General features: G+C 71.6%; 18 protein-coding genes, 6 pseudogenes and 2 riboswitches. Of the genes and pseudogenes, 15 read left to right on the top strand and 9 right to left on the bottom strand.

Annotated elements, in window-relative coordinates:
- Positions 1–14: 14 nt before the first annotated feature.
- Positions 15–683 carry a TauD/TfdA family dioxygenase gene (locus Sdia_RS18190; RefSeq protein WP_229831692.1) on the bottom strand — a complete coding sequence of 223 codons (669 nt, stop codon included), beginning with the start codon at positions 681–683 and terminating at the stop codon, positions 15–17.
- Positions 684–839: 156 nt separating this feature from the next.
- Positions 840–999: pseudogene (locus Sdia_RS30900) on the bottom strand (ferric reductase-like transmembrane domain-containing protein); the annotation flags it as partial.
- On the opposite strand from Sdia_RS30900, the pseudogene Sdia_RS18185 reads away from it, so the two are divergent.
- Positions 983–1,096 (top strand): annotated as a pseudogene (locus Sdia_RS18185) ((2Fe-2S)-binding protein); the annotation flags it as partial. The pseudogenes Sdia_RS30900 and Sdia_RS18185 sit on opposite strands and share 17 nt — an antisense overlap.
- Positions 1,097–1,159: 63 nt before the next feature.
- Here Sdia_RS18185 and alaS read toward each other — a convergent pair.
- The 4 genes from alaS to Sdia_RS18165 all read right to left on the bottom strand — a co-directional run bounded on the left by alaS (position 1,160) and on the right by Sdia_RS18165 (position 6,127).
- Positions 1,160–3,802 carry an alanine--tRNA ligase gene (alaS, locus tag Sdia_RS18180; RefSeq protein ID WP_189501185.1) on the bottom strand — a complete coding sequence of 881 codons (2,643 nt, stop codon included), beginning with the start codon at positions 3,800–3,802 and terminating at the stop codon, positions 1,160–1,162.
- A 16-nt stretch (positions 3,803–3,818) separates the two neighbouring features.
- On the bottom strand, positions 3,819–4,391 hold the full coding sequence (locus tag Sdia_RS18175) for a GNAT family N-acetyltransferase (protein WP_189501183.1): 573 nt from the start codon (positions 4,389–4,391) through the stop codon (positions 3,819–3,821).
- The gene (gene tsaD / locus Sdia_RS18170) at positions 4,391–5,443 is read right to left on the bottom strand and encodes a tRNA (adenosine(37)-N6)-threonylcarbamoyltransferase complex transferase subunit TsaD (protein ID WP_189501180.1); all 1,053 of its coding nucleotides are present in this window, start codon (positions 5,441–5,443) and stop codon (positions 4,391–4,393) included. Before tsaD ends, Sdia_RS18175 begins: the two co-directional genes overlap by 1 nt.
- 213 nt (positions 5,444–5,656) lie before the next feature.
- On the bottom strand, positions 5,657–6,127 hold the full coding sequence (locus Sdia_RS18165) for a Fur family transcriptional regulator (protein WP_229831691.1): 471 nt from the start codon (positions 6,125–6,127) through the stop codon (positions 5,657–5,659).
- 159 nt (positions 6,128–6,286) lie between these two features.
- Here Sdia_RS18165 and Sdia_RS18160 point away from each other — a divergent pair, with 159 nt between their 5' ends.
- A complete protein-coding gene (locus Sdia_RS18160) occupies positions 6,287–7,444 on the top strand; it encodes an IS701 family transposase (RefSeq protein ID WP_191835365.1) in 1,158 nt (385 codons plus the stop codon).
- Between the two features lie 216 nt (positions 7,445–7,660).
- Here the strand turns inward: Sdia_RS18160 and Sdia_RS18155 are convergent.
- Positions 7,661–7,927 (bottom strand): annotated as a pseudogene (locus Sdia_RS18155) (IS5/IS1182 family transposase); the annotation flags it as partial.
- 105 nt (positions 7,928–8,032) lie between these two features.
- Here Sdia_RS18155 and Sdia_RS18150 point away from each other — a divergent pair.
- Entirely contained in the window at positions 8,033–8,611 is a 579-nt protein-coding gene (locus Sdia_RS18150; protein WP_189501326.1) for a dienelactone hydrolase family protein, read from the top strand.
- 249 nt (positions 8,612–8,860) lie between these two features.
- Here the strand turns inward: Sdia_RS18150 and Sdia_RS29795 are convergent.
- A pseudogene (locus Sdia_RS29795) lies at positions 8,861–9,001 on the bottom strand (ATP-binding protein); the annotation flags it as partial.
- Between the two features lie 69 nt (positions 9,002–9,070).
- On the opposite strand from Sdia_RS29795, the pseudogene Sdia_RS18145 reads away from it, so the two are divergent.
- Together Sdia_RS18145 and Sdia_RS18140 are read left to right on the top strand one after the other, a co-directional pair.
- Positions 9,071–10,089 (top strand): annotated as a pseudogene (locus Sdia_RS18145) (IS5 family transposase).
- A 107-nt stretch (positions 10,090–10,196) separates the two neighbouring features.
- Positions 10,197–10,577 (top strand): annotated as a pseudogene (locus Sdia_RS18140) (superoxide dismutase); the annotation flags it as partial.
- A 1-nt stretch (position 10,578) separates the two neighbouring features.
- Here Sdia_RS18140 and Sdia_RS18135 read toward each other — a convergent pair.
- Positions 10,579–11,997, bottom strand: a complete 1,419-nt coding sequence (locus tag Sdia_RS18135) for a prenyltransferase/squalene oxidase repeat-containing protein (RefSeq protein ID WP_189501134.1) — start codon at positions 11,995–11,997, stop codon at positions 10,579–10,581.
- Between the two features lie 294 nt (positions 11,998–12,291).
- A riboswitch (cobalamin riboswitch) is annotated at positions 12,292–12,439 on the top strand.
- 112 nt (positions 12,440–12,551) lie between these two features.
- Between Sdia_RS18135 and Sdia_RS18130 the strand changes: the two genes are divergently transcribed.
- From Sdia_RS18130 to Sdia_RS18085, 10 genes are all read left to right on the top strand, one after another.
- Positions 12,552–15,350 (top strand): prenyltransferase/squalene oxidase repeat-containing protein, encoded by a 2,799-nt coding sequence (locus Sdia_RS18130; protein WP_189501136.1) that lies wholly within the window; start codon positions 12,552–12,554, stop codon positions 15,348–15,350.
- Positions 15,347–16,288 (top strand): hypothetical protein, encoded by a 942-nt coding sequence (locus Sdia_RS18125; RefSeq protein ID WP_125490019.1) that lies wholly within the window; start codon positions 15,347–15,349, stop codon positions 16,286–16,288. Before Sdia_RS18130 ends, Sdia_RS18125 begins: the two co-directional genes overlap by 4 nt.
- Positions 16,289–16,293: 5 nt before the next feature.
- Positions 16,294–17,451, top strand: coding sequence for an energy-coupling factor transporter transmembrane component T (locus Sdia_RS18120; RefSeq protein ID WP_371874270.1), 1,158 nt, complete (start codon positions 16,294–16,296; stop codon positions 17,449–17,451).
- A complete protein-coding gene (locus Sdia_RS18115) occupies positions 17,448–19,052 on the top strand; it encodes an ABC transporter ATP-binding protein (RefSeq protein WP_189501138.1) in 1,605 nt (534 codons plus the stop codon). The genes Sdia_RS18120 and Sdia_RS18115 overlap by 4 nt, the downstream gene beginning before the upstream one ends.
- Positions 19,049–19,867, top strand: coding sequence for an ECF transporter S component (locus Sdia_RS18110; protein WP_189501141.1), 819 nt, complete (start codon positions 19,049–19,051; stop codon positions 19,865–19,867). Before Sdia_RS18115 ends, Sdia_RS18110 begins: the two co-directional genes overlap by 4 nt.
- Before the next feature lie 63 nt (positions 19,868–19,930).
- Positions 19,931–20,104, top strand: a riboswitch (cobalamin riboswitch).
- 181 nt (positions 20,105–20,285) lie between these two features.
- The gene (locus Sdia_RS18105) at positions 20,286–21,809 is read left to right on the top strand and encodes a CoA-acylating methylmalonate-semialdehyde dehydrogenase (protein WP_189501143.1); all 1,524 of its coding nucleotides are present in this window, start codon (positions 20,286–20,288) and stop codon (positions 21,807–21,809) included.
- Between the two features lie 6 nt (positions 21,810–21,815).
- A complete protein-coding gene (locus Sdia_RS18100; protein ID WP_125490024.1) occupies positions 21,816–22,964 on the top strand; it encodes an acyl-CoA dehydrogenase family protein in 1,149 nt (382 codons plus the stop codon).
- A complete protein-coding gene (locus Sdia_RS18095) occupies positions 22,961–24,028 on the top strand; it encodes an enoyl-CoA hydratase/isomerase family protein (protein ID WP_189501145.1) in 1,068 nt (355 codons plus the stop codon). Before Sdia_RS18100 ends, Sdia_RS18095 begins: the two co-directional genes overlap by 4 nt.
- A complete protein-coding gene (gene mmsB, locus Sdia_RS18090) occupies positions 24,025–24,921 on the top strand; it encodes a 3-hydroxyisobutyrate dehydrogenase (RefSeq protein WP_229831687.1) in 897 nt (298 codons plus the stop codon). Before Sdia_RS18095 ends, mmsB begins: the two co-directional genes overlap by 4 nt.
- Positions 24,918–25,697 (top strand): enoyl-CoA hydratase, encoded by a 780-nt coding sequence (locus tag Sdia_RS18085; protein WP_189501147.1) that lies wholly within the window; start codon positions 24,918–24,920, stop codon positions 25,695–25,697. The genes mmsB and Sdia_RS18085 overlap by 4 nt, the downstream gene beginning before the upstream one ends.
- Positions 25,698–25,725 lie beyond the last annotated feature (28 nt).

The raw sequence follows: 25,725 nt of genomic DNA, 5'->3' as shown, positions 1-25,725 counted from the left end.
TTCGTTCCGGCCTCTCATGCGGCGTCGGAGCTGCGCGCGGTGAGGATGCGGACGGTGCGCTCGCCGGTGTGTCGGTCGCGGCCGTGCCAGCAGCGGAAGTTGTCGAGGACCAGGATGTCGCCGGCGTCGAGTCGGAAGCGGGGGAGGGATGGTTCGACTTCGTGCACCGTTTCGGTCAGGCGGGCGAGCTGCGTGCGGATGTGGTCACTGTCGGGGTCGCGGTGGATGGGCACGGCTCCGTCGGTGCGGCGAACGATCCGGCGTCCGGTGCGGGTGTACTCGACGTGTCGTCCGATCCTGGGGGTGGCCGGCAGCCCGCGCAGGTCCGCCCAGGCGCCGTACAGGTCGACGTCGGTGCTGGTGAGGAAGGTGTGCAGCACGGGGTCGCTGGTGGAGAGTTCGTCGACGAAGGCGTACGCGTCCAGTGCGAAGGAGTCGCCTCCCTCGGGTGTCGGCCGAGCGCACTGGACGAGGACGTGGTCCTCGTCGGGGTGGCGCCTGCGGTGGGGGACTCCGCCGATGTCGACGATGACGTCGAAGCTGTCGGCGTGCAGGTGGACGGGGTGGCCCGGGTGCGAGGTGCGGACCCGTTGCGGGTACAGCTCGCGGAGTCGGTCGCCGACGACCTGGGCCGCGGCGACCACCAGGGCGTCGGACGTGTTCTCGTAGCCGGTGAGGATCACGGCCCCGTCGCGGGCGAGCAGTTTCCCGTGCCGTGCCGGGGTTCCCCTGCGCGACGCGGCCGGGGGCGATGCCCGGACCGGAGGAGGGCGGGCGGTGGGTCTGTGCAGGTGTGTGCATGGCTCCAGGTTGCCCCGACGGGGCGGTCCGTTGTGGGCGTCAGAAGGTGTCGTCGCGCGTGCAACAGACAGCAACAACAGGACTGCCACCGGAAGTGCAGCAGCCACAGCACGGTGCGCGGCCACCCCCGTACCAGACGTTGGTCCCCTGCAGCAGGGTGTGCCACACGCTCAGCACGTACACGACGATCACGAACCGCCCCGACCTCGCGTTCCGGCGCCGGAGTTGCTGCCTCTACCACCGTGCGCCGAACGGCTCGAAGTGCGGAGACGGCGGTCTGGCCTCAGGTGTGCCCCCCGCGAGGCCCCCGACGAGTCGCGTCAAGTGCCCGGAACGACCCCGCCCGGGTGCCCCGAGGTCAGGCCCGGAAGAGCAGAGCTGGGACGGAATCGAGAGTGCCCGGGAGCCGTTCGCTCGGGATCCCGCCGCCCTGGGCCAGCTCGGGAGAGCCGCCGCCTCTGCCGTCGAGCAGGCGCTTCACCAGGGCCGAGGCGTCCTGCCCAGTACTCCGGGCCGCGCCGTTCACCGCGGCCACCAGTGTCGCCCGATCGCCGGCCGGTGAGCCGACGACCACCACACCCGGTCGGGTGGCGGGCAGGCGCTCCCGTACCGCGATGGCGAGGGCCCGGGCGTCGCCGTCCGTGGTGGCGGTGACCACCAGGGTGCCGTCGACATCGGTGGCGTCGGCGGCGAGATCGCCCGCACGGGCCCGGTCGGCCTGCTCGCGGAGGCGTTGGTTCTCCCGGTCGGCGGACTTGAGCCGGTCGAGCAACCCGGCGATGCGGTCCGGAAGTTCGGCGCGCGGCGCCTGGAGCTGCTCGGCGACACGGCTCACCAGGTCGCGTTCGCGGGCCAGGTAGCCGAAACCCTCGGCGCCGACCGCGGCCTCCAGCCGGCGCATGCCCGCCCCCACCGATGACTCGGAGGTGAGGGCGACGGTGCCGATCTGCGAGGCGTGTTCGACGTGGGTGCCGCCGCACAGCTCCCGCGACCAGGCGCCGCCGATCTCCACGACGCGGACCTTCTCGCCGTAGGTCTCGTCGAACAGGGCCTGTGCGCCCAGCTCCTTGGCCTCCGGCAGCGTCATCCAGCGCACGCCGACCGGCAGGTCGCGGCGCAGCGCCTGGTTGGCCGCCGCCTCGATCTCGCTCCGAGCCGCGGCGGAGAGGGCGCCGCGCCAGGGGAAGTCCAGGCGGAGGTATCCGGGGCGGTTGTAGGAGCCGGACTGCAGGGCGTTCGGGCCGAGGACCTGGCGCAGGGCGGCGTGCAGGACGTGGGTGCCGGAGTGGGCCTGGCGGGCGCCGAGCCGCCACTCCGGGTCGACGGCGGCGTGCACCCGGTCCCCGGTGGCCAGTTCGCCGGACAGGACCCGCACCTGGTGCACGACGAGTCCGGGCAGCGGGCGCTGTACGTCCAGTACCTCCGCCTCCACCGACGCACCCGAGAGGCGGCCGGCGTCGCTGTCCTGGCCGCCGGACTCGGCGTAGAACGGGGTGCGGTCGAGGACGACGGTGGCGATCTCGCCCTCACGGACAACCGGCGCCGGGCCCGTGACGCCCAGGACGGCCAGGACCCGCGCGTCGGTCGTCAGGGTGTCCAAGGCACGCCAGTCGGTCGGGCCGTGCTCGTCCAGTACGGGACGCAGGACGCCGAGGTCGGTGCCGCCGGCCTTGCGGGCGCGGGCGTCTGCCCTGGCCCGTTCCCGCTGCTCGCGCATGAGCGTGGTGAAGCCCTCGCGGTCGACCTCGACGCCCTGCTCGGCGGCCATCTCCAGGGTGAGGTCGATGGGGAAGCCGTAGGTGTCGTGCAGGAGGAACGCCTGGGCACCCGGCAGCGCACGGCTGCCTTCCTCCTTCACCTTCGCCACCGCCGTGTCCAGTACGGTCGTGCCCTGCCGCAGGGTGGAGCGGAAGGCTTCCTCCTCGCTCGCGGCCCGGTCGGCGATCCGGTCGTACGCCTCGGCCACCTCGGGGTAACTGGGCGCCATGCAGTCCCGCGCGACCGCCAGCAGGTCCCCGAGGACCGGCTCGGTGTGGCCCAGTTGGCGCATGGAGCGGACCGCGCGGCGCAGGATGCGGCGCAGGACGTAGCCGCGGCCCTCGTTGCCCGGGCTGGTGCCGTCGGCGAGCAGCATCAGGGCGGTGCGGACGTGGTCGGCGACCACGCGCAGCCGTACGTCGGCCTCCGCGTCCGCGCCGTAGCGCACCTCGGCCAGGGCGGCGGCCCGGTCCAGGACCGGGCGGGTCTCGTCGATCTCGTAGAGGTTGTCGACGCCCTGGAGGAGCGTGGCCATGCGTTCCAGGCCCATGCCCGTGTCGATGTTGCGGCGGGGGAGTTCGCCGAGGATCGGGTAGCCGGACTTGCCGGGGCCCTTGCCGCGCTCGTACTGCATGAAGACCAGGTTCCAGAACTCCATGTAGCGGTCCTCGTCGACCGCCGGGCCGCCCGCCCGGCCCAGCGCCGGGCCGCGGTCGTAGTACAGCTCGGAACACGGCCCGCAGGGGCCGGGTACGCCCATGGACCAGAAGTTGTCCTCGTCGCCGCGCGCCACGATCCGCTCGTCGGGCAGGCCGGCGATGCGCCGCCACAGCCCGCGGGACTCGTCGTCGCTGTGGTGGACGGTGACCCAGATGCGGTCCGGGTCCAGGCCGTAGCCGCCGCCCTCCACCGACGCGGTCGACAGCTCCCAGGCGAAGGCGATGGCCTCCTCCTTGAAGTAGTCGCCCAGGGAGAAGTTGCCGTTCATCTGGAAGAAGGAGCCGTGCCGGGTGGTGCGGCCCACCTCCTCGATGTCGAGGGTGCGCACGCACTTCTGCACGCTGGTCGCCCGCGGCCAGGGCGCCGGCACCTCGCCGGTCAGGTACGGCTTGAAGGGGACCATGCCTGCGTTGACGAACAGCAGGGTCGGATCGGGCGTCGGCAGCGGGGCGCTGGGGACGACGGTGTGGCCGCGCTCGGCGAAGAAGTCGAGGAAGCGGCGGCGGATCTCGGCGGTACGCAAGACGGGGCTCCGGGGCTTACAGGGGGAGAGGGGCGAGGGACCGGGCCGGGTGGCGCGGGCCGAGGAAGACGACGATGCCCTTGCCGTCGGGGGACGGGTGCGTGACCTGTGTCCAGCCCCGGCGGCGGTAGAAGGCCATGGCCCGCGCGTTCTGGACGGACGTCAGCAGCCACGCCCGCCCGTCGGGCGCGTGCGCGGTCACCGCGTCGAGGAGGTCACCGGCGAGGCCGGTGCCGCGGGCGGCACTGCGGACGGCGAGTTCGTCGATCTCCAGGGCCCCGCACAGCCAGTCCGCGGTGTACGCGGCACCGAGCCCGGCGGCGGCCTGCGGGTGGCAGCGGTCGGTGGGGAAGTGCGCGGGGGTGATCCAGGCCGTGGCGAAGCCGATCACGTCCCCGTCGCGCACGGCGGTCGCGGCCGTGAAGCCCGGGCGGCCCGTGTTCGCCGGCAGCCGGTCCACGAACTCCGTCGCCCGCTCCTCGTCCTCGTTCCACGGCGGGGCGCAGAAGGCGTCGACGTACACCGAGCGCAGCGCGTCGGTGTGCGCGAGGAGTTCGGCGTCCGTGCGGACGCGGATGTCGGTGCTCATCAGGCGGCCACCGCCTGCCCGACGGCGACGGGGTGCAGGGCGGCGTACTCCAGCGGCGCCGACGGAGCGATCGACACGTCCAACGGGGCCGGCTCGGCTCGGGCGCGCACGAGGAGGTCGCCGACGGCCGCGATCATCGCGCCGTTGTCGGTGCACAGCCGCAGCGGTGGCACCCGCAGCTCGACACCGGCCGCCCGGCAACGCTCCTCGGCCAGCGAGCGCACCCGCGAGTTCGCGGCGACCCCGCCGACCACGACCAGGGTGCCCACGCCGTGCTCCGTGCACGCGGCCACCGCCTTGCGGGTCAGTACGTCCGCGACGGCCTCCTGGAGTGAGGCCGCGCCGTCGGCCACCGGCAGCTCCCGGCCCGCGTGACCCTCGGCCCAGCGGGCCGCGGCGGTCTTCAGCCCGGAGAAGGAGAAGTCGTACGAGCCGGGCAACGGGCGCGGGAAGGGGACAGCGCGAGGATCCCCCGCTCGCGCTGTCCGGTCGATGGCCGGACCGCCGGGATACGGCAGTCCGAAGACCCGCGCCACCTTGTCGAAACACTCCCCGGCGGCATCGTCCAGCGTGTCCCCGAGGTGCGTGATCCGGTCCCGGGCGAGGTCGCGGACGAGGAGGAGTGACGTGTGACCGCCAGAGACGATGAGCACCATGCACGGGTCGGGCAGCGGGCCGTGCTCCAGCGTGTCGGCGGCTACGTGCCCGGCCAGGTGGTGCACCCCGTACAACGGGACGCCGAGGGAGTAGGCGATGCCCTTCGCACCGGCCAGCCCCACCTGCAGGGCGCCCGACAGCCCGGGACCCGTGGTCACGGCGACGGCGCCGACGTCCGACAGCCGCAGCCCCGCCTCGTCCAGTGCCTGCCGGACGACCGGGCGCAGCGCGTGCAGGTGGGCGCGGGAGGCGATCTCGGGCACCACGCCGCCGAAGCGGGCGTGCTCGTCCATGCTCGACGCCACCGCGTGCCCCAGCAGCCGCCCGTCCCGGACCAGGCCCGCGCCCGTCTCGTCGCAGGACGACTCGATGCCCAGCACCACCGCAGATCCCATCGACCGACCTCTCCTGCACTGAATAAGTTGTTGCGAACAGTGTGCAATAAGTTCGCTGCCGATGTGCACCCGAACGGTCCCGCGCAGGTGGCCGTCGCATGGAGCACCCGATGGGCGTCCTCCCTGCCCCTTGGGTACCGAGCCCGTGACTGCCGACGGATCCGCGCCGATCGCCTGGGGCGGGCCGTCGGAGGGCCGCCCCACGGGTGCTGCTCAGGAGCAGAGGGCGGTGTCTGTCGAGCAGGATGCGCACAGGCCGTAGAGAAGCAGCGACCCCGACGCCCCGGGTCGCAGCCCGGTCAGCTCCTCGACCGTGGCGACCGCGTCCGCCATGGGGGTGCTGGGCAGATCCGCGATGTGGCCGCACCGCTGACACGCGACATGGTGGTGCGGCTCGTCCGACATGCCGTACCGCGTCGGGCCCCGGCCCGGCACCGCGTGGAGTGCGCCCACAGTCGTGAGAGCCTCGAGCGAGCGGTACGCCGTCGTGTGGTGACGATCCGAGCCGCTCCGTGCGAGCCGGTCGCAGACCTCCGTCGCGGCGAGGTGCTGCCCCGAGGAGTGCAGCAGGGAGAGGATGCGCAGGCGTGCGGACGTGCACCGCAGGCCGTGGCGCCGAAGCAGTGTGTGTGGATCCCTTGGTGGAGCCGCCTCGTTGAGCGCTGTTCGGCTGTCTCCGTCCACCTCGCAGCCCTCTCGCCGCCCCAGACTCCTCGAAAGGTTATTGCCATCAGTCCGCAACAGCAAAAGGCGTGCGACAGAGAGGTGGTTCGAGTGGCACAGGGCCTAGTACTGCAACGGTGCTTACCGTGACAGTTGTCGGGTTCGCTCGTTGGGCTGTTCATGGGTGGGGATATATCCGAGATCGATGCTCGTCGCTGGTCGGACGGGCTGGCAGGGTTGCACGAGCGGTTTGCCCATCGGTTCGCGCGGAGCGAGTCGCGGGAGTCGGTGCTGGCCTACATGAGGGGTCTGCTGTCGCCGCTGGAACGCAAGAACGGCTGGACGGTGGCCGAGGAAGCCGGCCATAGCGGTCCGGACCGGATCCAGCGGCTGTTGAACCGGATCGACTGGGACGCGGACGGGGTGCTCGACGACGTGCGCGAGTACGTCGTCGAGCACCTGGCAGATCCTGGCGGCGTGCTGATCGTGGACGACACCGGGTTCTTGAAGAAGGGCTTGCGGTCGGCCGGCGTCCAGCGCCAGTACTCCGGCACCGCCGGCCGCACCGAGAACTGCCAGGTGGGAGTATTCCTCGCCTACTCGGGCGAGCGGGGCCGGACGTTGATCGACCGGTCGCTCTACCTGCCGAAGTCATGGACGGACGACCGCGTGCGTTGCCGGGATGCGGGGATCGGCGACGACGTCGAGTTCGCCACGAAGGTCCAACTCGCCCGGCAGATGGTCCGCCGTGCGATCGACGACGAGATCCCCTTCCGCTGGGTGACCGCGGACGCGGGCTACGGCTACAGCAAGGGCTGGCGCTACGAACTCGAGCAGGCCGATGTCTTCCACGTCGTGGCCACCACCAGGCACGACACCGTCGTCACTCGGCGGGCCCTGGACCATCCCCTCCACGACCTGATGGCCGATCTGCCCCGGCAGAAGTGGAAGCGCCGCTCCTGCGGCGAGGGCGCCCACGGCCCGCGGATCTATGACTGGGCGCGTGTCGAAGTCCGGCCCTGGCACCGACCCGACCGCAAGCACTGGGTCCTGGCCCGCCGCAGCATCTCCGACCCGACGAAGGTCGCCTACTACATCGCCTACGCGCCCGCCGAGGCCACGCTCAACGAGCTGATCGCCGTCGCGGGTGCCCGCTGGGCGATCGAGGAGTGTTTTCAAACCGCGAAGGGCCAGTGCGGCCTGGACGACTACCAGGTCCGCCGCCACCCGGGCTGGCACCGGCACATCACCCTCGCGATGGCCGTTCACGCCTACCTGACCGTCGTGCGGGCCCAGCAGCTTGAAAAGGGGCCGGACCTGCTCGAACGCCAGACCTGATCTCACTCACCGTCCCCGAGATCCGCCGGTTGATCACCGGCCTCACGCAGCCTGTCCACCGCAGCATCGCCCACGTCCTGCACTGGTCCCGTTGGCGGCGACGGCGCCAGCACCAGGCTCGGACCAGCCACTACAAGAGACGAGGCCACAGCCCAAGAACTGAAGCCTCGTCACGGTAAGCACCGTTGCAGTACTAGGGGCTGTTTGAAGTTCGGATCATGTGGTTGTGGTGAGGAGCTTCAGCCACATGACCGATCCGCGGAGGTGGAGGCCGGCTTCGTAGCTGACGGGTGCCTTGTCGTAGCGGGTGGCCAGGCCGCGCCAGGTCTTGATCTTCTGGAAGCAGCGTTCGACGGTGTTGCGCTGTTTGTAGCGTTCGGCGTCGTAGGTGACCGGCCGTCCGCCGGCCGAGCCCTTCTTCCTGCGGTTGGCCTGTTGGTCGATCTTCTCGGGGATCACCGCGGTGATGTGGCGCCGGCGTAAGGACCACCAGGCTGGTCCTGTCCGGCCAAGGCCCGTGGATGTCAGTGCTGCGGTCCATACTCGTGCCGCGGCGCCACCCGGGCACCGCAGTACGAGGGGAGCAACATGACTGAGGTGCTGGTCTTCCACCATGGGCACGGGCTGACCGCCGGCATTCGCAGGTTCGCCGAGCAATTGCGACGGGCCGGACACACCGTCCACGCTCCAGATCTGTACGAAGGGCAGATCTTCGACAGCCTCGAGGAGGGTGCCGCTTATGCCGAGAGCGTCGGGTTCGACACGATCATCGCGCGCGGAGCAGCCGCCGCAGAGGGGCTGCCTGCGGAGCTCATCTATGTTGGCTTCTCGCTCGGTGTCCTGCCGGCGCAGAAGCTGGCCCAGACTCGCCCCGGAGCGAAGGGGGCCTCGTTGCTTGAGGCGTGCGTCCCAGTCTCGGAGTTCGGCGCCACCTGGCCTCAAGACGTCCCTGTTCAGATTCACGGCATGGACGCAGATCCGTTCTTCGCCGGGGAGGGTGATGCGGACGCCGCCCGCGCGGTCGTCGAGACGGTGACGGATGCCGAGCTGTTCCTCTACCCCGGCGACAGACACCTGTTCACCGACAGCAGCCTGCCTTCTTACGACGAACAGGCCGCGATGCAGGTCAACCATCGGGTGCTCGGCTTCCTCGACCGCATTAAGTAGGGCATCAACGACCTGATCCTGTCGGCGGCAGGGCGGCCGTTCGCATGGGTCGATGACGAAGTCACGAACACGGATCGTGCCTGGGTCGCGACGCCGCCCGCATAGGCCGGGTTTGGTCTGATAGATGGCGACTATGGAGTTCTTAGCTCGTGGCTGCGGCAGCCGCCCGGGGCGGATGACCGTCAGCAGTGCATGGTGGCGGCCCGACGCCCGGTGGGCGGCGGGCCGTCCATCGGGAACCTGGAGTAATCAGCTGGCCTTGGCCGACTCCTCGGCTCGGGCTCGAGTGGAGGCGAGGCGGTAGGAGTCGGTGCCGGTTTCGATGATGGTGCCGTTGAAGGTGAGGCGGTCGACGATCGCCGCGCAGAGCCGGGGGTCGGTGAAGGTCTTAGGAGCTGTTCGAGGTTCGGATCTTTGTGGGTCCGGTGGTCTGCTGACGGTGGCTGGTAGAACTCGGGTGTGGCGCGTTTTGACGTGACGGATGCCGAGCGGGCCTTGATCGAGCCGCAGTTGCCGGTGGCGGCTACCGGGCCGTTGCCGCGGCGGGTGCGGGACCAGTTCAACGGGGTGTTGTGGCGGTTTCGCACCGGCAGTGGCCGACGTGACGTCCCGGAGCGGTATGGGCCGTGGTCCACGGTCTACTCCCGGTTCAGCACCTGGGCCAGGGCCGGGGTGTTCCAGAACCTGATGGACGCGTTGATCGCCGAGGCGGCCGCGCGGGGGAAGGTCGGCCTGGAACTGGTCAGCGTGGACTCCACGATCGTGCGGGCCCATCACGAATCGGCAGGTCTGGCCGTGGACGGGGAGACCCTCGACGCCCTGGAACAGGCCCTGACCGAGGAAAAGGGGGCTCCGCTCACCAAGCAGCCCCCCGTGCTACGGGTGATCCAGCAGCGGCCCGTGCGGACACCGGTGGCACGCACCCGCCGGATCCGGACCGGGCGGCGGCACGACGGCGTCGCAGGGCCAGGGCGGATGCCGCAGGGCTCGGCCGGTCCCGAGGCGGACTGAGCAGCAAGATCCACGCGGCGGTCGACGCCGCAGGACTGCCCCTGTCGTTCGTGCTTACCCCCGGACAAGCCGGCGACAGCCCTCAATTCCAGACCGTGCTGGACAAGGTCCGCGTTCCCGGGCCCGTCGGCCGCCCCCGCACCCGGCCGCAGGCTGTGGCCGCGGACCGGGCCTACTCCTCCAGGGCCAACCGGGCCTACTTACGCCGGCGCCACATCACCGCGGTGATCCCCGAGAAGATCGACCAACAGGCCAACCGCAGGAAGAAGGGCTCGGCCGGCGGACGGCCGGTCACCTACGACGCCGAACGCTACAAACAGCGCAACACCGTCGAACGCTGCTTCCAGAAGATCAAGACCTGGCGCGGCCTGGCCACCCGCTACGACAAGGCACCCGTCAGCTACGAAGCCGGCCTCCACCTCCGCGGATCGGTCATGTGGCTGAAGCTCCTCACCACAACCACATGATCCGAACTTCAAACAGTCCCTAGGGCCAATGCTTGATCATCGATCACCACTGCTGCCGTTAGTGTGCAGTTGCACATCAGTGGCAATAACGTCGGAGGGTGTTGGACATGGCGGTGTACACGCTCCCGGAGCTTCCGTACGACTGCTCGGCGCTGGCTCCCGCGATCAGTCCCGAGATCATCGAGCTGCACCACGACAAGCACCACGCGGCGTACGTCAAGGGCGCCAACGACACGCTGGAGCAGCTCGCCGAGGCGCGGGACAAGGAGACGTGGGGCTCGATCAATGGCCTGGAGAAGAACCTGGCCTTCCACCTCTCCGGCCACATCCTGCACTCGATCTACTGGCACAACATGACCGGTGACGGCGGCGGCGAGCCCCTGGACCAGGACGGCGTGGGCGAGCTGGCCGGCGCGATCGCCGAGTCCTTCGGCTCCTTCGCCGGTTTCAAGGCGCAGCTCACCAAGGCCGCCGCGACCTACAGCGGCGTCAGACGCCCCAGCGCACGGCGATCGTGTCGCCCACGCCCACGGTCGTGCCGCGGGTCGCTGTCGTGAAGGACGAGCCGTCGAGGCTCACCTTCCAGGTGTTCGAGCCGCTGTTGGCCTTGCCGTTGAGGGCGGTGACGGTGCCCGTACCGGAGGACGGGGTCACCGAGGTCACGCAGCCGGACGGTGTGGCCGAGGCGACGGCGGCGTCGAGGGCGGCGCCGAGGGTCGTCGTCGAGGCGGTCGGGGTGAGGGAGACGGAGCACACCTTGAGGCTCCCCGCCCCGTCGTCCACGGTCAGCGCGAGTTTCGCCGCCGTACCGGAGGTGAAGGTCCCCTGGCTCACCCACTGCGGGGCGCCGGCGGTGGTCGGCACGGGCGGGGCGGCGGTGAATCCGGCGCCGGCCACCGCACGCAGAGCGTCGATGGAGGCGTACGAGGACGGGCTGGTGTCACTGCTCAGGTACTTGAATCCGCCGCCCGGGTTGAACTGCTGCGCGATCAGGAAGTCCAGCGGGGTCTTGCCCATGGAGGTGAGGAAGTCGCCGGTCTGGGGGTTGATGCCGCAGGCGTTCAAGCCGGAGACCGCCCAGCCGTTGGAGTTGGTGTTGACGCCGAACATGGCGTTGAAGGCGCCGCTGTTCGTCACCAGCTTGCTCTTGAGGAATGCCTTCGCCTGGACGATGTCCGTGTCGGTGTTCGGCACGCCGGACACGCACAGGGCGGCCATCGCGGCGCCGGTCATGTCGATGTCGGAGGTCTTCGCCAGTTCGGTCGCGCTGCCCTCGGCCTTGCTGAAGTTCCAACCCCCGTCGTTGTGCTGGTTGGCCCGTATCCGGGTGACCATCGACTCGCGCAACTTCTGCGGGACACGCACCTGGCCCGACTGGGTCTTGGCGCCGTTCAGGGCGAGGGCGGCGAAGACGGTGCCGTTGAAGTTGGCGGACGGGCCGAAGTAGCCGGGCTCGGCGGTCTGCCAGTAGCGGTAGACGTCGGCGATCAGGTTGCGGGAGGCGGAGACGCGAGCCGGGTCGATGCCGGCGGCGTACGCGTTGAGGGTGGCGCGCTCGTAGTCGGTGACGACGGGGGAGGCGGAGGGCCAGCCGCTGGTGGCCAGCAGGTCGCGGTAGACCGTTCTCGCGTTCTTGCTCGCGTCGCCGCCGGGTGTGACGTCCACGGCGGCGGTGCCGGCGGCGGCGAAGGCGCTGAACGCCCATTCGTTGGACAGCCCCGGCCCGGCGTATGAGCCGTCGGCGGCCTGGAGCGTCTTGAGGTAGGCGACGCCGTTGGTCTTCGAGGTGGCGATCTGGGTGGGTGTCGCGGTCGCCGAGGCCGGCACGGCCGTCAGGGCGAAGGCGCCGGCCGCGGCCACCGCGGTCAGTGCGGAGCGGCGCAGGGACGGGGACACGGTACGGGGCATGGGCTGCTCCTGGGCTGGGGGACGCCGACCGGTCCCGTGCCGTCGCCGGGCCTCGTGATGCGCGGGCCGGAGCAGCGGGTGCGGCCGCCGTCCGGGACGCGTGGACCGGCTTCCGAGGTGCTGTGCCGCCTGGGCATTCGGGCTCGGGGCGGCCCCCTGCCGTCCCACACCGCTGCGCGTCAGCCCCGGACTCCCACCGGGTTCCCCCACTCGGCAGTCCGGGACGGTACCCGACGTGCCTACCGGCCGCCAGAGGGGCCCTCGGCATCCCAAGTGGCGGTTTAGTGCCCCGTCTTGACGCTTTCGGTGAACCGTGCTCAAATCCGCCTGATACGCCTTGAGTTCCAGGGGAAGCCGGTCGAAGTCCGGCGCTGACCCGCAACCGTGGGCCCGGCAGCTGCCGGGCGAGCCGGAATGCCTGGAGCGTTCATCAGCAACAGACGCCGTCGCGGACTACGGCGTGGTGCGACCGGCTTCCGTACGTGGGCTCCGTCCCCGCCGGAGGCCCTCACCCACGTCACCGTTCGTGCCGGGCAGGCAACGAGGGGGCCGCGGTGGGGAGCGTGCAGCGAAGAGACGGACGGGTGGGAGCGAGACCCGGTCCGTTGACGGCACTGGTGACCGCCTTCCTGGTGCTGGCGGCCGCTTGCGTGAGCTTCGTCACCACGGCGTCCGCCGCCGCGGACCCGATCGGGGAGTGCACCGCCACGAAGGGCGCCGTCGTCGCGGTCGACTTCGGACCGTTCGGCGGTGACCTGGTGCGCGGCTGCGACCCGACGCCGACCACCGGTTACGAGCTGCTGCACGACGGCGGCTTCGGCACCACGGGCACCGGCCACGACGGTCCGGGCTTCATCTGCCGCATCGGCCACGGCTCCTTCGACGGCGGCACCCAGTACCCGACCCCGGACCGGGACGACTGCGTCCTCACCCCGCCGGCGACCGCGTACTGGTCCTACTGGGTCGCCTCGCCTGGCGAGGACGAGTGGTCCTACAGCCAGTACGGCGCCATGAGCCGAAATCTCAAGGACGGCGATGTCGACGCCTGGGTGTACGGCGGCACGGACATCGGCGGCGGCACGGGCGGGCCCGACTTCAGCCCCGACGACGTCCGCGCGGGCGAGACGGGTGGCACCCCGGCTCCGGGAACACCGACGGGAGCGCCGGGGGAGGTCGACGCGACCGGCGCGGCGACCTGGCTGAAGGACCGTCTCACCGACGGTGAACGCGTCGTCGACGACGGCAGCGACGTACCCAACTACCTCCTGACCACGGAGACGGCCTACGCCCTCGCCGCCACCGAAGGCAAGAGCGCCGCTCTCGACAAGGTCACCGCCTTCCTTGCCGCCCACGCCGACGACTACGCCTACCCGAACGGCACCGGCGAGGCCCCCGACGCCGCCGCCGCCGCCCGCCTGGCCCTGCTGGCCGAGAGCACCGAGGCGGATCCGCGGGCCGTCGGCGGACACGACCTTCTCGGCGACCTGGCGGCCCACGTGTGCGCGGCCGGCCCCGAATCCGGCGAGCCCACTCCCGGCTGCACCGCCAAGGGCGACTTCCGCAACGCCGGTTACACCGAGGGGCAGGCCCTGTCCGTCCTCGCGCTCCTGCGCGCCGGTACGGCACCGGCGGCCGAGACGGTGGACCGGCTGACCCAGATGCAGTGCCGTGACGGCGGAGTCACCAGCGTCCTCATCCGCCCCGGAGAGAACTGCGACGGCGACCCGGCCACCACCGGCCTGGTGGCCCTGGTCCTCGACCAGGCCGGCGGCCATGACGAAGCCGTCACCAAGGCCCGCGGCTACCTGGCCAAGACCCAGCGCGAGGACGGAGCCTTCCCCGGCTACACCGGCGCCACCTCCGGCAGCGTCTATGCCACGGCCTACGCCGCGCAGGCCCTGCACGGACTGGGCGACACCGAACGCGCCGAAGCTGCCGTCGGCTGGCTGTCCCGTCAGCAGCTCGGCGGAGGAGGCTTCGGCTTCGAGGAGGGCGCCACCGACCCCGCCCCCTACCCGACCGCGGTCGCCGTCCTCGCGGGCACGCACACCAGCCTGGCCACCCTGACCACCAAGAAGGCCGAGCCGACCGGCCCGCCGACCTCGCAGCCTCCCACGTCCCAGCCTCCGACCACGGAGCCCGGCACCCCGCCTCCAGGAGTGGGCCCCGACCTGAAGAAGGGCGTCGCCTATCTCACCGACACCGCCCAGCTGAAGCAGGGCCACTACCACCTCTTCGACCCCAAGTCCCCCGAAGCGGACTTCGGCCTGACCATCGACACCGCCTACGCGCTCGCCGCCACCGGCCTGGACAACAACACGCTGCGCGGCATCGTCGACTTCATCGACGACGGCGGCAAGGACGGGGCGGGCAAGAGCATCCGCGACTACACCGGTGTCGGCACCGCCTACGCGCAGGGCGGCGCCATCGGCAAGACGGCGCTGCTCGCCCAGGCGGTCGGACGCGACGCCCGCGACTTCGCCGGCCTGGACCTCATCGCCGCTCTCGAAAAGGGCACCTGCGCCAAGAGCACCCTTCCGAAGAGAGGGTGTGCGGCCAAGGGCAACTACACCTACGCCGAGTCCGTCTTCAAGCAGTCGCTGGGCGTCATGGCGCAGCTGCGCGCGGGTGAGAAGGAGGCGGCCCAGGAACCGCTCGCCTACCTGGTGAGCCTCCAGCAGGACAACGGGGCCTGGCCCAGCCTGATCCCGTCCAGCGGTGATTCCGACGTCGACTCCACCGCCATCGCCGCCATGGCCCTGGACATGGCGGGCGGCGCGGAGGCCGAGCAGGCCGTCGACCGGGCGCTCGCCTGGCTGGCCTCGCGGCAGCTTCCCGGCGGTGGCTTCCCGGGCACGGTGGGTATCTCGGTCAACTCCACCGGCCTCGCGGTGCAGGGGCTGTCCCTCGACGCCTCCCGGTACGCCGACGAGATCGCCGGGGGGCGGAAGTTCCTGGCCGGCCAGCAGAATGCCGACGGCGGCTTCAACACCTCGGCGGACGGGCAGCGCGGCTCCGACCTGCGCGCGTCCGCCCAGGCGGTGAGCGGTGCCACCGGCATCTCCTTCGGTGAGCTGGAACGCAGTCTGGCCGGTACCTCACCGCAGCCCACCCCGGACCCGAGCGACGGCGTCCCGGACATCGTCACGCCGGGCGACACCTCGGGCGGATACGGCGCCTCCGGCGGATACGGCGCCTCCGGCGGGCAGGGGGCGTCCGGCGGCGGTGGCGCGCTCGCCTCCACCGGCGTCCAGGTCGGCCTCCTGGCCGCGATCGCCGCGCTCATGGTGCTGGCCGGGTGGCGCGTCGCGGTCATGGCACGGCGCAGGGCCACGGCGGAGGGCGGACGATGAGCCGCCCGCGCCTCGCCGGGGCGACGGCCCGGGCGACGGTGGCCCTGGGCGTGACCGCCGCCGCACTCGCCGTCACCGCACCCCCGGCCGCCGCCGACCCCCAGCCCATGGGCCGGTGCACGACCACGTCCGGCGTCGTCCTCGCGGTCGACTTCAGCGACTGGGGCGGCCCGCTGTTCCGGTCCTGCGGCACGACGCCCACCACCGGCTACGAACTGCTCAACCAGGGCGGCTGGCGCACCACGGGCACCGGACACGACGGTCCGGCGTTCATCTGCCGCATCGGCTACAGCGGGTATCAGAACGGCAAGCAGTTCCCGCCGCCCTCCCAGGACGACTGCGTGCTGACTCCTCCCGCGTCCGCGTACTGGTCGTACTGGCACGCGGACCGGGGCGAGAACACCTGGGAGTACAGCCAGCTCGGCGCCATGCTCTACAAGCCCAAGCCCGGCAGCGTCGACCTGTGGGTCTTCGGCGGCACCGACATCGGGGGCACCAAAGGCCGGCCCACCGTCACCCCGGACCAACTGCGCGCCCACAACACGAAGCCGAGCGGCGACGCGGGCAAGCCGGCCTCCAACGAGAAGGCTCCCGAGCTGCCCCCGGACGTCGACACCGGCCCGGCACCGGAACGGCGGAGCCCCGAACGTCCCGCACCCGCGCCCACCGCGTCCAAGAAGCCGGCACCCAGGAAGTCCGAGTCGAAGAAGCCCGAGCCGAGCGCAAGCGCCACACCCTCCCCTTCACCGTCCGCCACGCCCAGTTCCTCGGCCGTCGCGGCACCGCGCCCGAGCACCCGAGTGGTCGACGCGGCCCCTGCCGCCGACGCCCCCCACGACACCGGTTCCCTCGTGCCGGTGGTCACCGGTGTCTCGCTCGTCGTCCTGATCGGAGGCGCCGCGGCCTACGCGGCCCGCCGGCGCCGTCGTACCGAGTGAGCGGCGTGTCCCGTACGGCCGTGCAGGCCCTCGCCGCCCCGTCCGGCCCGCCGCCGGACCGGGGCGGCCGACGCCTGCCGCGCATCCTGCACCCGATGGCCTGGTGGGTGTGGGCACTGGCGCTCGCCACCGCCGTCAGCCGCACCAACAACCCACTGCTGCTGTTCCTCGTCCTCGCCGTCCTCGGCTACGTCGTCACCGCCCGGCGCACCGAGGCACCGTGGGCCCGCGGCTTCAAGTACTACCTGTACCTGGCCCTGACCGTCGTGGCCATCCGGGTCGTCTTCCGCGCCGTCTTCGCCACCGGCATCACACCCCGCGACCACTTCCTGTTCTCTCTCCCGCACCTCCCCACCCCCGACTGGTACGCGGGCATCCAAATCGGTGGGCCGGTATCGCTGGAGGCGCTGCTGTCGGCGGCGACCGACGGGCTGCGCCTGGCGTGCATGCTGTGCTGCATCGGCGCCGCCAACACCCTCGCCAACCCCAAACGGGCCCTGCGCGTCCTGCCGGGCGCGCTGTACGAACTGGGCGTCGCCGTCACCGTCGCCATCAGCGTGGCCCCGCAGCTGGTACAGAGCGTGCAGCGCGTCGTACGGGCCCGGAAGCTGCGCGCCGGCGACACCAAGGGCATGCGGGCCCTGCGCGGCGTCGTCATCCCGGTGCTGGAGGACGCCCTGGAACGCTCCCTGCGCCTCGCCGCCGCGATGGACTCCCGAGGTTACGGCCGTGCGGGCCGGGCCACCCGCCGCTCCCGCCGGATCACCGGCGCTCTGATACTGCTCGGCATGTGCGGCCTGTGCGCAGGCGCCTACGGGCTGCTGGACGCCACCGCGCCCTCCTTCCTGGGCCTGCCCGCCATGGGGCTCGGCGCGCTGCTGTGCGTGGCCGGCCTGCGCCTGGGAGGCCGGCGGGTCACCCGCACCACCTACCGGCCCGACCCCTGGCGCCTGCCCGAGTGGGCGGTGGCCGGCAGCGGAGTCCTGTCGGCCGTCCTGCTCTTCGCCAACCTCGGCTACGACCCCGCCCAGCTCAACCCCACGTTCTACCCCCTCACCTGGCCCGACCTGCCCCTCGTACCGACGGCCGCGATCCTGCTCGCCGGCACGGCCGGTTTCCTCGCACCCCCGCCCAGCCCCGTCCGGAGAGCCGACGCCCCGTGATCACCTTCGAGCAGGTCACCATCCAGTACGACGACGCACCCGAACCGGCACTCCGGGACGTCGACCTGACGGTGGAGGAGGGCGAACTCTGCCTCGTCGTCGGGCACACGGGCGTCGGCAAGTCGACCCTCCTCGGCGCCGTCAACGGGCTCGTGCCGCACTTCACAGGTGGCACGCTCTACGGTCGCGTGACCGTCGACGGCCGGGACACGGCCCACCACCCGCCCCGCGAGCTGGCCGACGTCGTCGGCGTGGTCGGCCAGGACCCCATCGACGGCTTCGTGACCGACACGGTCGAGGAGGAACTCGCCTACGCCATGGAGCAGTTGGCGATAGCCTCGGGCACCATGCGCAAACGCGTGGAGGAGACACTGGACCTGCTCGGCCTCGCCGACCTGCGCCACCGGGCCCTGTACGAACTCTCCGGCGGCCAGCAGCAACGTGTCGCCATCGGCTCGGTGCTCACCGCCCACCCCCGGGTCCTGGTCCTGGACGAACCGACCTCCGCGCTGGACCCGACGGCCGCCGAGGAGGTCCTCGCCGCGGTCACCCGCCTCGTCCACGACCTCGGGGTCACCGTCCTCATGGCCGAGCACCGGCTCGAACGCGTCGTCCAGTACGCCGACCGGGTCCTCCACCTGCCCGGTGACGGCCGTGCCCGCATCGGACCCGCCGCCGAGATCCTGCGCACGTCGACGATCGCCCCGCCGATCGTCGAACTGGGCCGGGCGGCCGACTGGTCACCCCTGCCGCTGTCGATCCGCGACGCCCGCCGTGAGGCCGCCCCCCTGCGCACCGAACTGGCCGACCGCCCCCCGGCCCCTGTCCGCCTGGCCCCGGCCCAGGAGCGGCGCAAGCTGCTGACGGCGCGCGGCATCACCGTCGCCTACGGGGGCGTCCCCGCCGTACGAGAGGTCGACCTCGACCTGTACGCGGGCGAGGTGACCGCCCTCATGGGACGCAACGGCTGTGGCAAGTCCTCGCTCCTGTGGGCCTTGCAGGGGTCGGGCCCGCGCCGAGCCGGGACGGTGAAACCGGTCGACGGCCCCGATCCGCGCGACGTGCCCGCCGCGCGGTCCCGTCGACTCGTCGGACTGGTCCCGCAGACGCCCTCCGATCTGCTCTACCTGGAGAGCGTGAGGCAGGAGCTCGACCAGGCGGACACCGAGTCGGGCACCACCGAGGCCCGCACCGTACTGGACCGACTCGCTCCGGGCATCGACGACGCCACCCATCCCCGCGACCTGTCCGAGGGACAGAAGCTCGCCCTCGTCCTCGCCATCCAGCTCTCCGCCGCGCCCCGGGTCGTCCTGCTCGACGAGCCCACCCGCGGCCTGGACTACCGGGCCAAGACCGCACTGATCGGTGTCGTGAACGCCCTCGCGGCGGAGGGCAGGGCGGTCGTGATCTCCACCCACGACGTCGAGTTCGCCGCCCGCGCCGCCGACCGTGTCGTCGTCATGGCCGAGGGCGACGTCGTCGACGACGGTCCGACCGCCGACGTCATCGTCTCCTCGCCCGTCTTCGCGCCCCAGACGGCGAAGATCCTCGCGCCGCTGCCGTATCTGACCGTCGACCAGGTGAAGGCGGCCCGGTCATGACGACGGCCGCCGCCATCCGGCTGACCCCACGCATCGCAGTCGTCATGGTGCTGTCGGCGTTCCTCGGGATCGTCGCCTTCTTCTGGCCGTTCGTCGTGGCACCCGGGAAGTTCGGCTCGAACTATGCGCCCCCGCTCATCTTCGGCGTGCTCCTGGTGCTCGTCCTGTGTGTGGTCCTCTCGGAGATCGCCGAGGGCGGTATCGACTCCAAGGCCCTCGCCATGCTGGGTGTCCTGTCCGCCGTGAACGCGGCCCTGCGACCGCTGGGGGCCGGAACCGCCGGCATCGAGACCGTCTTCTTCGTCCTGGTCCTGGCCGGCCGCGTCTACGGCCCCGGCTTCGGCTTCACCCTCGGCTGTACCTCCCTGTTCGCCTCCGCGCTCATCACCGGCGGGGTCGGGCCCTGGATGCCGTACCAGATGTTCGGCTGTGCCTTCGTCGGGATGCTCGCCGGATTCCTCCCCCGGGCCACGGGCCGCCGCGAGGTGCTGATGCTGGCCGTCTACGGTTCCCTGTCCGGGTATCTCTTCGGCTTCCTCCTCAACCTTTCCTTCTGGCCGTTCTCCCTGGACCCCAACAGCTCCATCGCCTACCTGCCCGGACTGCCCTTCACCGAGCAGTGGCAGCGCTACATCGCCTTCGACATCGCCACGTCCCTGGGCTGGGACACCGGCCGGGCGGTCACCAACTTCGTGTGCATCCTGCTGGCGGGGCCGGCGGTGCTGACGACCTTCCGGCGGGCCGCGCGCAAGGCCCGGTTCCGCGCTCCCGTGCGCTTCGCCGAACCCCGGACGGCCGATTCCGAACCCACCTGACCGGCCGGTTCCGGCGATACCGCCGAACGGTACTGGATTTACTAGGACGTCCAACTATATAGTCGCGAGTACAAGGCCCGCGGTGCAGGGAAGCCGGTGTGATTCCGGCACGGTCCCGCCACTGTGACCGGGGAGTACGCCGTCGAGCGGTACGCCACTGACGAGTTGGATGTCGGGAAGGCGGACGGCGCGCGCTGATCCGGAAGTCAGGATACCGGCCGCGGGATGTTCCGTGTTGTCCACGAGGATGGAGCTGACACGCATGGCACCGGTGTGTACCCACGACCCTGGTGAACCCCGCCTCTGACGGGACTCCGGCCATACGCGAGCCCGCGCCCCCTGCGTCCGTACGCGACCGCGTACGTGTGCGGGACCCGGCGCGCCATCCCCGGATCCCTCCTGACGAGAGCAGGCAGTCATGGTCCGAGAGCACGAACGCGCCTCCGTGCGCGAGTTGACGCACTTCGTCGGCGGCAAGCACACCCCGGGCACCTCGGGGTCCTTCGGCGAGGTGTACGACCCCAACACCGGCGACGTCCAGGCCCTGGTACCCCTCGCGAACCGCGCCGAGACCGAGGCGGCCATCGCCGACGCCGACCGCGCACAGCGCGAGTGGGGCGAATGGAACCCGCAACGCCGGGCCCGGGTCATGATGCGCTTTCTCCAGCTCGTCGAGCAGGAGAAGGACACGCTGGCCCGGCTGCTGTCCGCCGAGCACGGCAAGACCGTCGCCGACGCCCACGGCGACATCCAGCGCGGCCTGGAGGTCGTCGAGTTCGCCGCCGGCATCCCGCACCTGCTCAAGGGCGAGTTCACCGACAACGCCGGCACCGGCATCGACGTCCACTCCCTGCGTTCCCCGCTCGGCGTGGTCGCCGGGATCACCCCCTTCAACTTCCCCGCGATGATCCCCCTGTGGAAGGCCGCCCCCGCGCTGGCCTGCGGCAACGCCTTCATCCTCAAGCCGTCGGAGCGGGACCCGTCCGTCCCGCTGCGGCTCGCCGAACTCTTCCTGGAGTCGGGCCTGCCGCCCGGCGTCCTCAACGTCGTCAACGGCGCCCGGGAGACCGTCGACACCCTCCTGGAGGATCCCCGCGTAGCAGCCCTCGGCTTCGTCGGCTCCACCCCGGTCGCCGCGCACGTCTACGCGACCGCCGCCGCGCACGGAAAGCGCGCCCAGTGCTTCGGCGGTGCCAAGAACCACATGATCGTGATGCCGGACGCCGACCTCGACCAGGCCGTCGACGCCCTGGTCGGTGCCGGGTACGGCTCGGCGGGGGAGCGGTGCATGGCGATCTCGGTCGCCGTCCCGGTGGGGGAGGAGACCGCCGACGCGCTCGTGGCCCGACTCAAGGACCGCATCGCCGCGCTGCGGATCGGCCGCAGCGACGACCCCGAGGCCGACTTCGGCCCCCTGGTGGGCCGGGACGCCGTGGACCGGGTCCGCTCATACGTCGACCTCGGTGTCAAGGAAGGAGCCGAACTCGTCGTGGATGGACGGGGATTCACCCTCGACGGCCACGCGAACGGCTTCTTCGCCGGCGCCTCCCTCTTCGACCGGGTGACGCCCGCCATGCGCATCTACCAGGAGGAGATCTTCGGCCCCGTGCTGTCCGTCGTGCGCGCCGCTGACTACGAGGAGGCGCTGCGCCTGCCCAGCGAGCACACCTTCGGCAACGGCGTGGCGCTCTTCACCCGGGACGGCGACACCGCCCGCGACTTCACCCGGCGAGTCAACACCGGCATGGTCGGCGTCAACGTGCCCATCCCGGTACCGGTCGCCTACCACACCTTCGGCGGCTGGAAGCGCTCCGGCTTCGGCGACCTCAACCAACACGGTCCGGACGCCGTCCGCTTCTACACCCGTACGAAGACGGTCACCTCGCGCTGGCCCGCCGGCCTGCGAGAAGGAGCGAGCTTCACGATCCCCACGATGAGCTGAGCGGCTATGACCATCACCGCGCTCACCGAGGACCAGCAGGCCCTCGTCGAGACCACGCTCGACTTCGCCCAGGACCACCTCGCCCCGCACGCCCTGGACTGGGACCGCGACAAGCACTTCCCCGTCGACGTGCTGCGCAAGGCGGCCGGACTCGGCCTCGGCGGTGTCTACGTCCGCGAGGAGTCCGGCGGCAGCGGCCTCACCCGCTCCGACGGCGTCCTCGTCTTCGAGACCCTCGCCTCCGGCTGCCCGGCCATCGCCGGGTACCTCTCCATCCACAACATGGTCGCCTGGATGATCGACCGCTACGGTGACGACGCCCAGCGCGAACGGTGGCTGCCGCGCCTGTGCGCCATGGAGGATCTCGCCAGCTACTGCCTGACCGAGCCGGGTGCGGGCTCGGACGCGGCCGCCCTGACGACCCGTGCCGTCCGGGACGGCGACGGCTGGGTGCTCACCGGCGTGAAGCAGTTCATCTCCGGTGCGGGCGCGTCCCAGTCGTACGTCGTCATGGCCCGTACCGGCGGCGGGGGCCCCGACGGGGTGTCCGCGTTCGTCGTCGACAAGGATGACGCGGGTGTCAGCTTCGGGCCGAACGAGCGGAAGATGGGCTGGAACGCCCAGCCCACCCGCCAGGTCGTCCTGGACGGCGTCCGCCTGCCCGCGGACCGGCTCCTCGGCCGCGAGGGCGAGGGCTTCCGCATCGCCATGAGCGGCCTCAACGGCGGCCGGCTCGGCATCGCCGCCTGTTCCCTGGGAGGCGCCCGCAGCGCGCTCGACCGGAGCCTGGCCCACCTCGCCGACCGCGAGGCGTTCGGGCAGCGGCTCCTGGACGCCCAGGCTCTGCGCTTCCGGCTCGCCGACATGGCGACCGAGCTGGCCGCAGCGCGCGCCCTGGTGGCGCAGGCCGCGCATGCGCTCGACCGCGGCGACCCGCAGGCGCCGTACCTGTGCGCGATGGCGAAGCGGTTCGCCACCGACACCGGCTACTCCGTCGCCGACCGCGCACTCCAGCTCCACGGCGGCTACGGCTACCTCAGCGAGTACGGCATCGAGAAGATCGTCCGCGACCTGCGCGTCCACCAGATCCTGGAAGGAACCAACGAGATCATGCGCGTCATCGTGGCACGCGGCCTGACGGAGGCGTTCGCATGAGCGACGTCCTGTTCCGCACGAGCGGCCGCGCCGCCCGCATCAGCCTCAACCGCCCGCGGGCTCTGAACTCCCTCACCCACGACATGGTGCTCCGCATCGACGCGAAGCTCAGCGAGTGGGAGCGTGATCCGGCCGTCGAGATCGTCGTCATCACGGGCGAGGGGGAGCGCGGCCTGTGCGTCGGCGGAGACATCCGCGCCATCCACGACGACGCCCGCGACGCCGACGGCCGGGCCTCCGCCGCCTTCTGGCGCGACGAGTACCGCCTCAACGCCCGCATCGCCCGCTACCCCAAGCCGTACGTCGCCGTCATGGACGGCATCGTCATGGGCGGCGGGGTCGGCGTCTCCGCGCACGGCAGCGTCCGTGTCGTCACCGAGCGGTCCAGGATCGCCATGCCGGAGACCGGCATCGGCTTCGTCCCCGACGTCGGCGGAACCTATCTGCTCGCCCTGGCACCGGGAGAGCTGGGCACCCACCTCGCCCTGACGGGCGCGCCGGTCGGTGCCGCGGACGCCTTGCTGTGCGGGCTCGCCGACCAGTACATGCCCTCGGCCTCGCTCCAGTCCTTCGTCGACGACCTGGCGGAACTGCCGGTACGTGAGGCCCTCGGGCGTCATGTCCAGGAGCCGCCGCCGGGAGAACTCGCCGGCCGCCGGGACTGGATCGACGCCTGCTTCCGCGCCGACACTGTCGAGGAGATCGTCCAGCGGCTCCTCGCGCTGGGCGACCCGGCTGCCAAGGAGACCGCCGAGACCCTCCTCCTCAAGTCCCCGACAGCGCTCAAGGTCACCCTGGCGGCGCTGCGCCGCGCCCGTCGGCTCGGGCCGCTCGAGAGGGTCCTCGACCAGGAGTACCGCGTCTCCTGCGCCTGCCTGCGCAGCCCCGACCTGGTGGAGGGCATCCGCGCCCAGGTCATCGACAAGGACCGCCGTCCCGCCTGGTCGCCGGCGACGCTCGTCGAGGTCACCGAGGCGGACGTCGAGCGCTTCTTCACGCACCTCGGCGAGCACGAACTCGGCCTCGCCGCCACATCCGACACCACCGAGGAGGTGGCCTGGTGAACCGGACCGTCGCGTTCGTCGGACTCGGACACATGGGCGGACCGATGGCCGCAAACCTGACGAAGGCCGGTCACCGGGTGCTCGGCCACGACCTGGTCCCCGCTGCCGTCGAGACGGCCGCCGAGGCCGGTGTGGAGCCCGCCGGTTCCCTGACCGAGGCCGTATCCGTCGCCGACGTGGTCATCAGCATGCTGCCCGCCGGACGCCACGTCCTGGGCCTCTACGACGACATCCTCAACACCGCCCGCCCCGGCACCCTCTTCGTCGACTGCTCCACCATCGACGTCACCGACGCGCGCACGGCTCACGAACGCGCCCTCGCCGCAGGCATGCGCGCCCTGGACGCGCCCGTGTCCGGCGGCGTGGTCGGGGCCGAGGCCGCCACCCTGGCCTTCATGGCCGGCGGGGGAGAGGACGAGTTCGCCGAGGCGCGCCCCCTGCTGGAGGCCATGGGGAAGAAGGCCGTGCACTGCGGCGGGCCGGGAGCAGGGCAGGCCGCCAAGATCTGCAACAACATGATCCTCGGCGTGTCCATGATCGCCGTCAGCGAGGCGTTCGTCCTCGGCGAGAGCCTGGGCCTGTCCCACCAGGCACTTTACGACGTGGCCTCCACGGCATCCGGGCAGTGCTGGGCCCTCAGCGTCAACTGCCCCGTCCCCGGACCGGTGCCGACCAGTCCCGCCAACCGCGACTACCGGCCGGGCTTCGCCGCCTCCCTCATGGCCAAGGACCTGGGCCTGGCCGCCAACGCCGTCCGCGAGGGCGGCGTCCACGCCGAACTCGGGCTGCGCGCGGCCGAGCTGTACGCGGTCTTCGCCGAAGGAGTCGGCGACTCCGAGGACTTCTCGGGCATCGTACGCACCATCAGGGAAGGGAGCCGGGGGACCGCATGACCACCGACCACGAAACCATCCTGGTCGAGCGCAGGGGCCGCACCGCCCTCCTCACGCTCAACCGGCCGAAGGCCCTCAACGCCCTGAACCTCCAGGTGATGAACGAGGTCGTGGCCGCCACCGAGGCCCTCGACCGGGACCCGGACTGCGGCTGCATCGTCATCACCGGCTCGGGGAAGGCGTTCGCGGCCGGCGCCGACATCAAGGAGATGCAGCCCCAGGGGTACATGGACATGTACCTCACCGACTGGTTCACCGCCTGGGACCGGCTCGGACAGCTGCGGACGCCGACGGTCGCGGCCGTGTCGGGGTACGCGCTCGGCGGCGGCTGCGAGCTGGCCATGCTGTGCGACATCCTGCTCGCCGCCGACACCGCCGTCTTCGGCCAGCCCGAGATCAAACTCGGTGTGATCCCGGGCATCGGCGGCTCCCAGCGGCTGACCCGCGCCGTGGGCAAGGCCAAGGCCATGGAACTGTGCCTGACCGGACGCACCATGGACGCCGCCGAGGCGGAGCGGGCCGGGCTAGTCTCACGCACGGTGCCGGCCGACGACCTGCTCGGGGAGGCGCTGGCGGTCGCCGAGACGGTGGCCGCCATGTCGCTGCCGGTGGCGATGATGGCGAAGGAGGCCGTCGGCCGCGCCTTCGAGACCACGCTCACCGAGGGCGTTCGCTTCGAACGGCGCCTCTTCCACGCGGTGTTCGCCACCGCCGACCAGAAGGAGGGCATGGCCGCCTTCGCCGACAAACGCTCACCCGTCTTCCGGCACCGCTGACCGATGCGGGACGCGAGGGGCCCCGGAA

The organism is Streptomyces diastaticus subsp. diastaticus, from assembly GCF_011170125.1.
Lineage (GTDB): Bacteria > Actinomycetota > Actinomycetes > Streptomycetales > Streptomycetaceae > Streptomyces > Streptomyces diastaticus.
The sequence above is the reverse complement of the archived record's forward strand: the minus strand, read 5'-3'. Positions and strand labels throughout refer to the sequence as shown.

What these genes read in the sequence shown, in the direction of transcription:
- Sdia_RS18125 (WP_125490019.1), top strand. Translation starts at nt 15,347, where the DNA reads ATGAGCCGCCCGCGCCTCGCCGGGGCGACGGCCCGGGCGACGGTGGCC.
- Sdia_RS18160 (WP_191835365.1), top strand. Translation starts at nt 6,287, where the DNA reads ATGGGTGGGGATATATCCGAGATCGATGCTCGTCGCTGGTCGGACGGG.
- Sdia_RS18085 (WP_189501147.1), top strand. Translation starts at nt 24,918, where the DNA reads ATGACCACCGACCACGAAACCATCCTGGTCGAGCGCAGGGGCCGCACC.
- tsaD (WP_189501180.1), bottom strand. Translation starts at nt 5,443, where the DNA reads ATGGGATCTGCGGTGGTGCTGGGCATCGAGTCGTCCTGCGACGAGACG.
- Sdia_RS18100 (WP_125490024.1), top strand. Translation starts at nt 21,816, where the DNA reads ATGACCATCACCGCGCTCACCGAGGACCAGCAGGCCCTCGTCGAGACC.
- Sdia_RS18095 (WP_189501145.1), top strand. Translation starts at nt 22,961, where the DNA reads ATGAGCGACGTCCTGTTCCGCACGAGCGGCCGCGCCGCCCGCATCAGC.
- Sdia_RS18150 (WP_189501326.1), top strand. Translation starts at nt 8,033, where the DNA reads ATGACTGAGGTGCTGGTCTTCCACCATGGGCACGGGCTGACCGCCGGC.
- Sdia_RS18110 (WP_189501141.1), top strand. Translation starts at nt 19,049, where the DNA reads ATGACGACGGCCGCCGCCATCCGGCTGACCCCACGCATCGCAGTCGTC.
- Sdia_RS18175 (WP_189501183.1), bottom strand. Translation starts at nt 4,391, where the DNA reads ATGAGCACCGACATCCGCGTCCGCACGGACGCCGAACTCCTCGCGCAC.
- Sdia_RS18105 (WP_189501143.1), top strand. Translation starts at nt 20,286, where the DNA reads ATGGTCCGAGAGCACGAACGCGCCTCCGTGCGCGAGTTGACGCACTTC.
- Sdia_RS18135 (WP_189501134.1), bottom strand. Translation starts at nt 11,997, where the DNA reads ATGCCCCGTACCGTGTCCCCGTCCCTGCGCCGCTCCGCACTGACCGCG.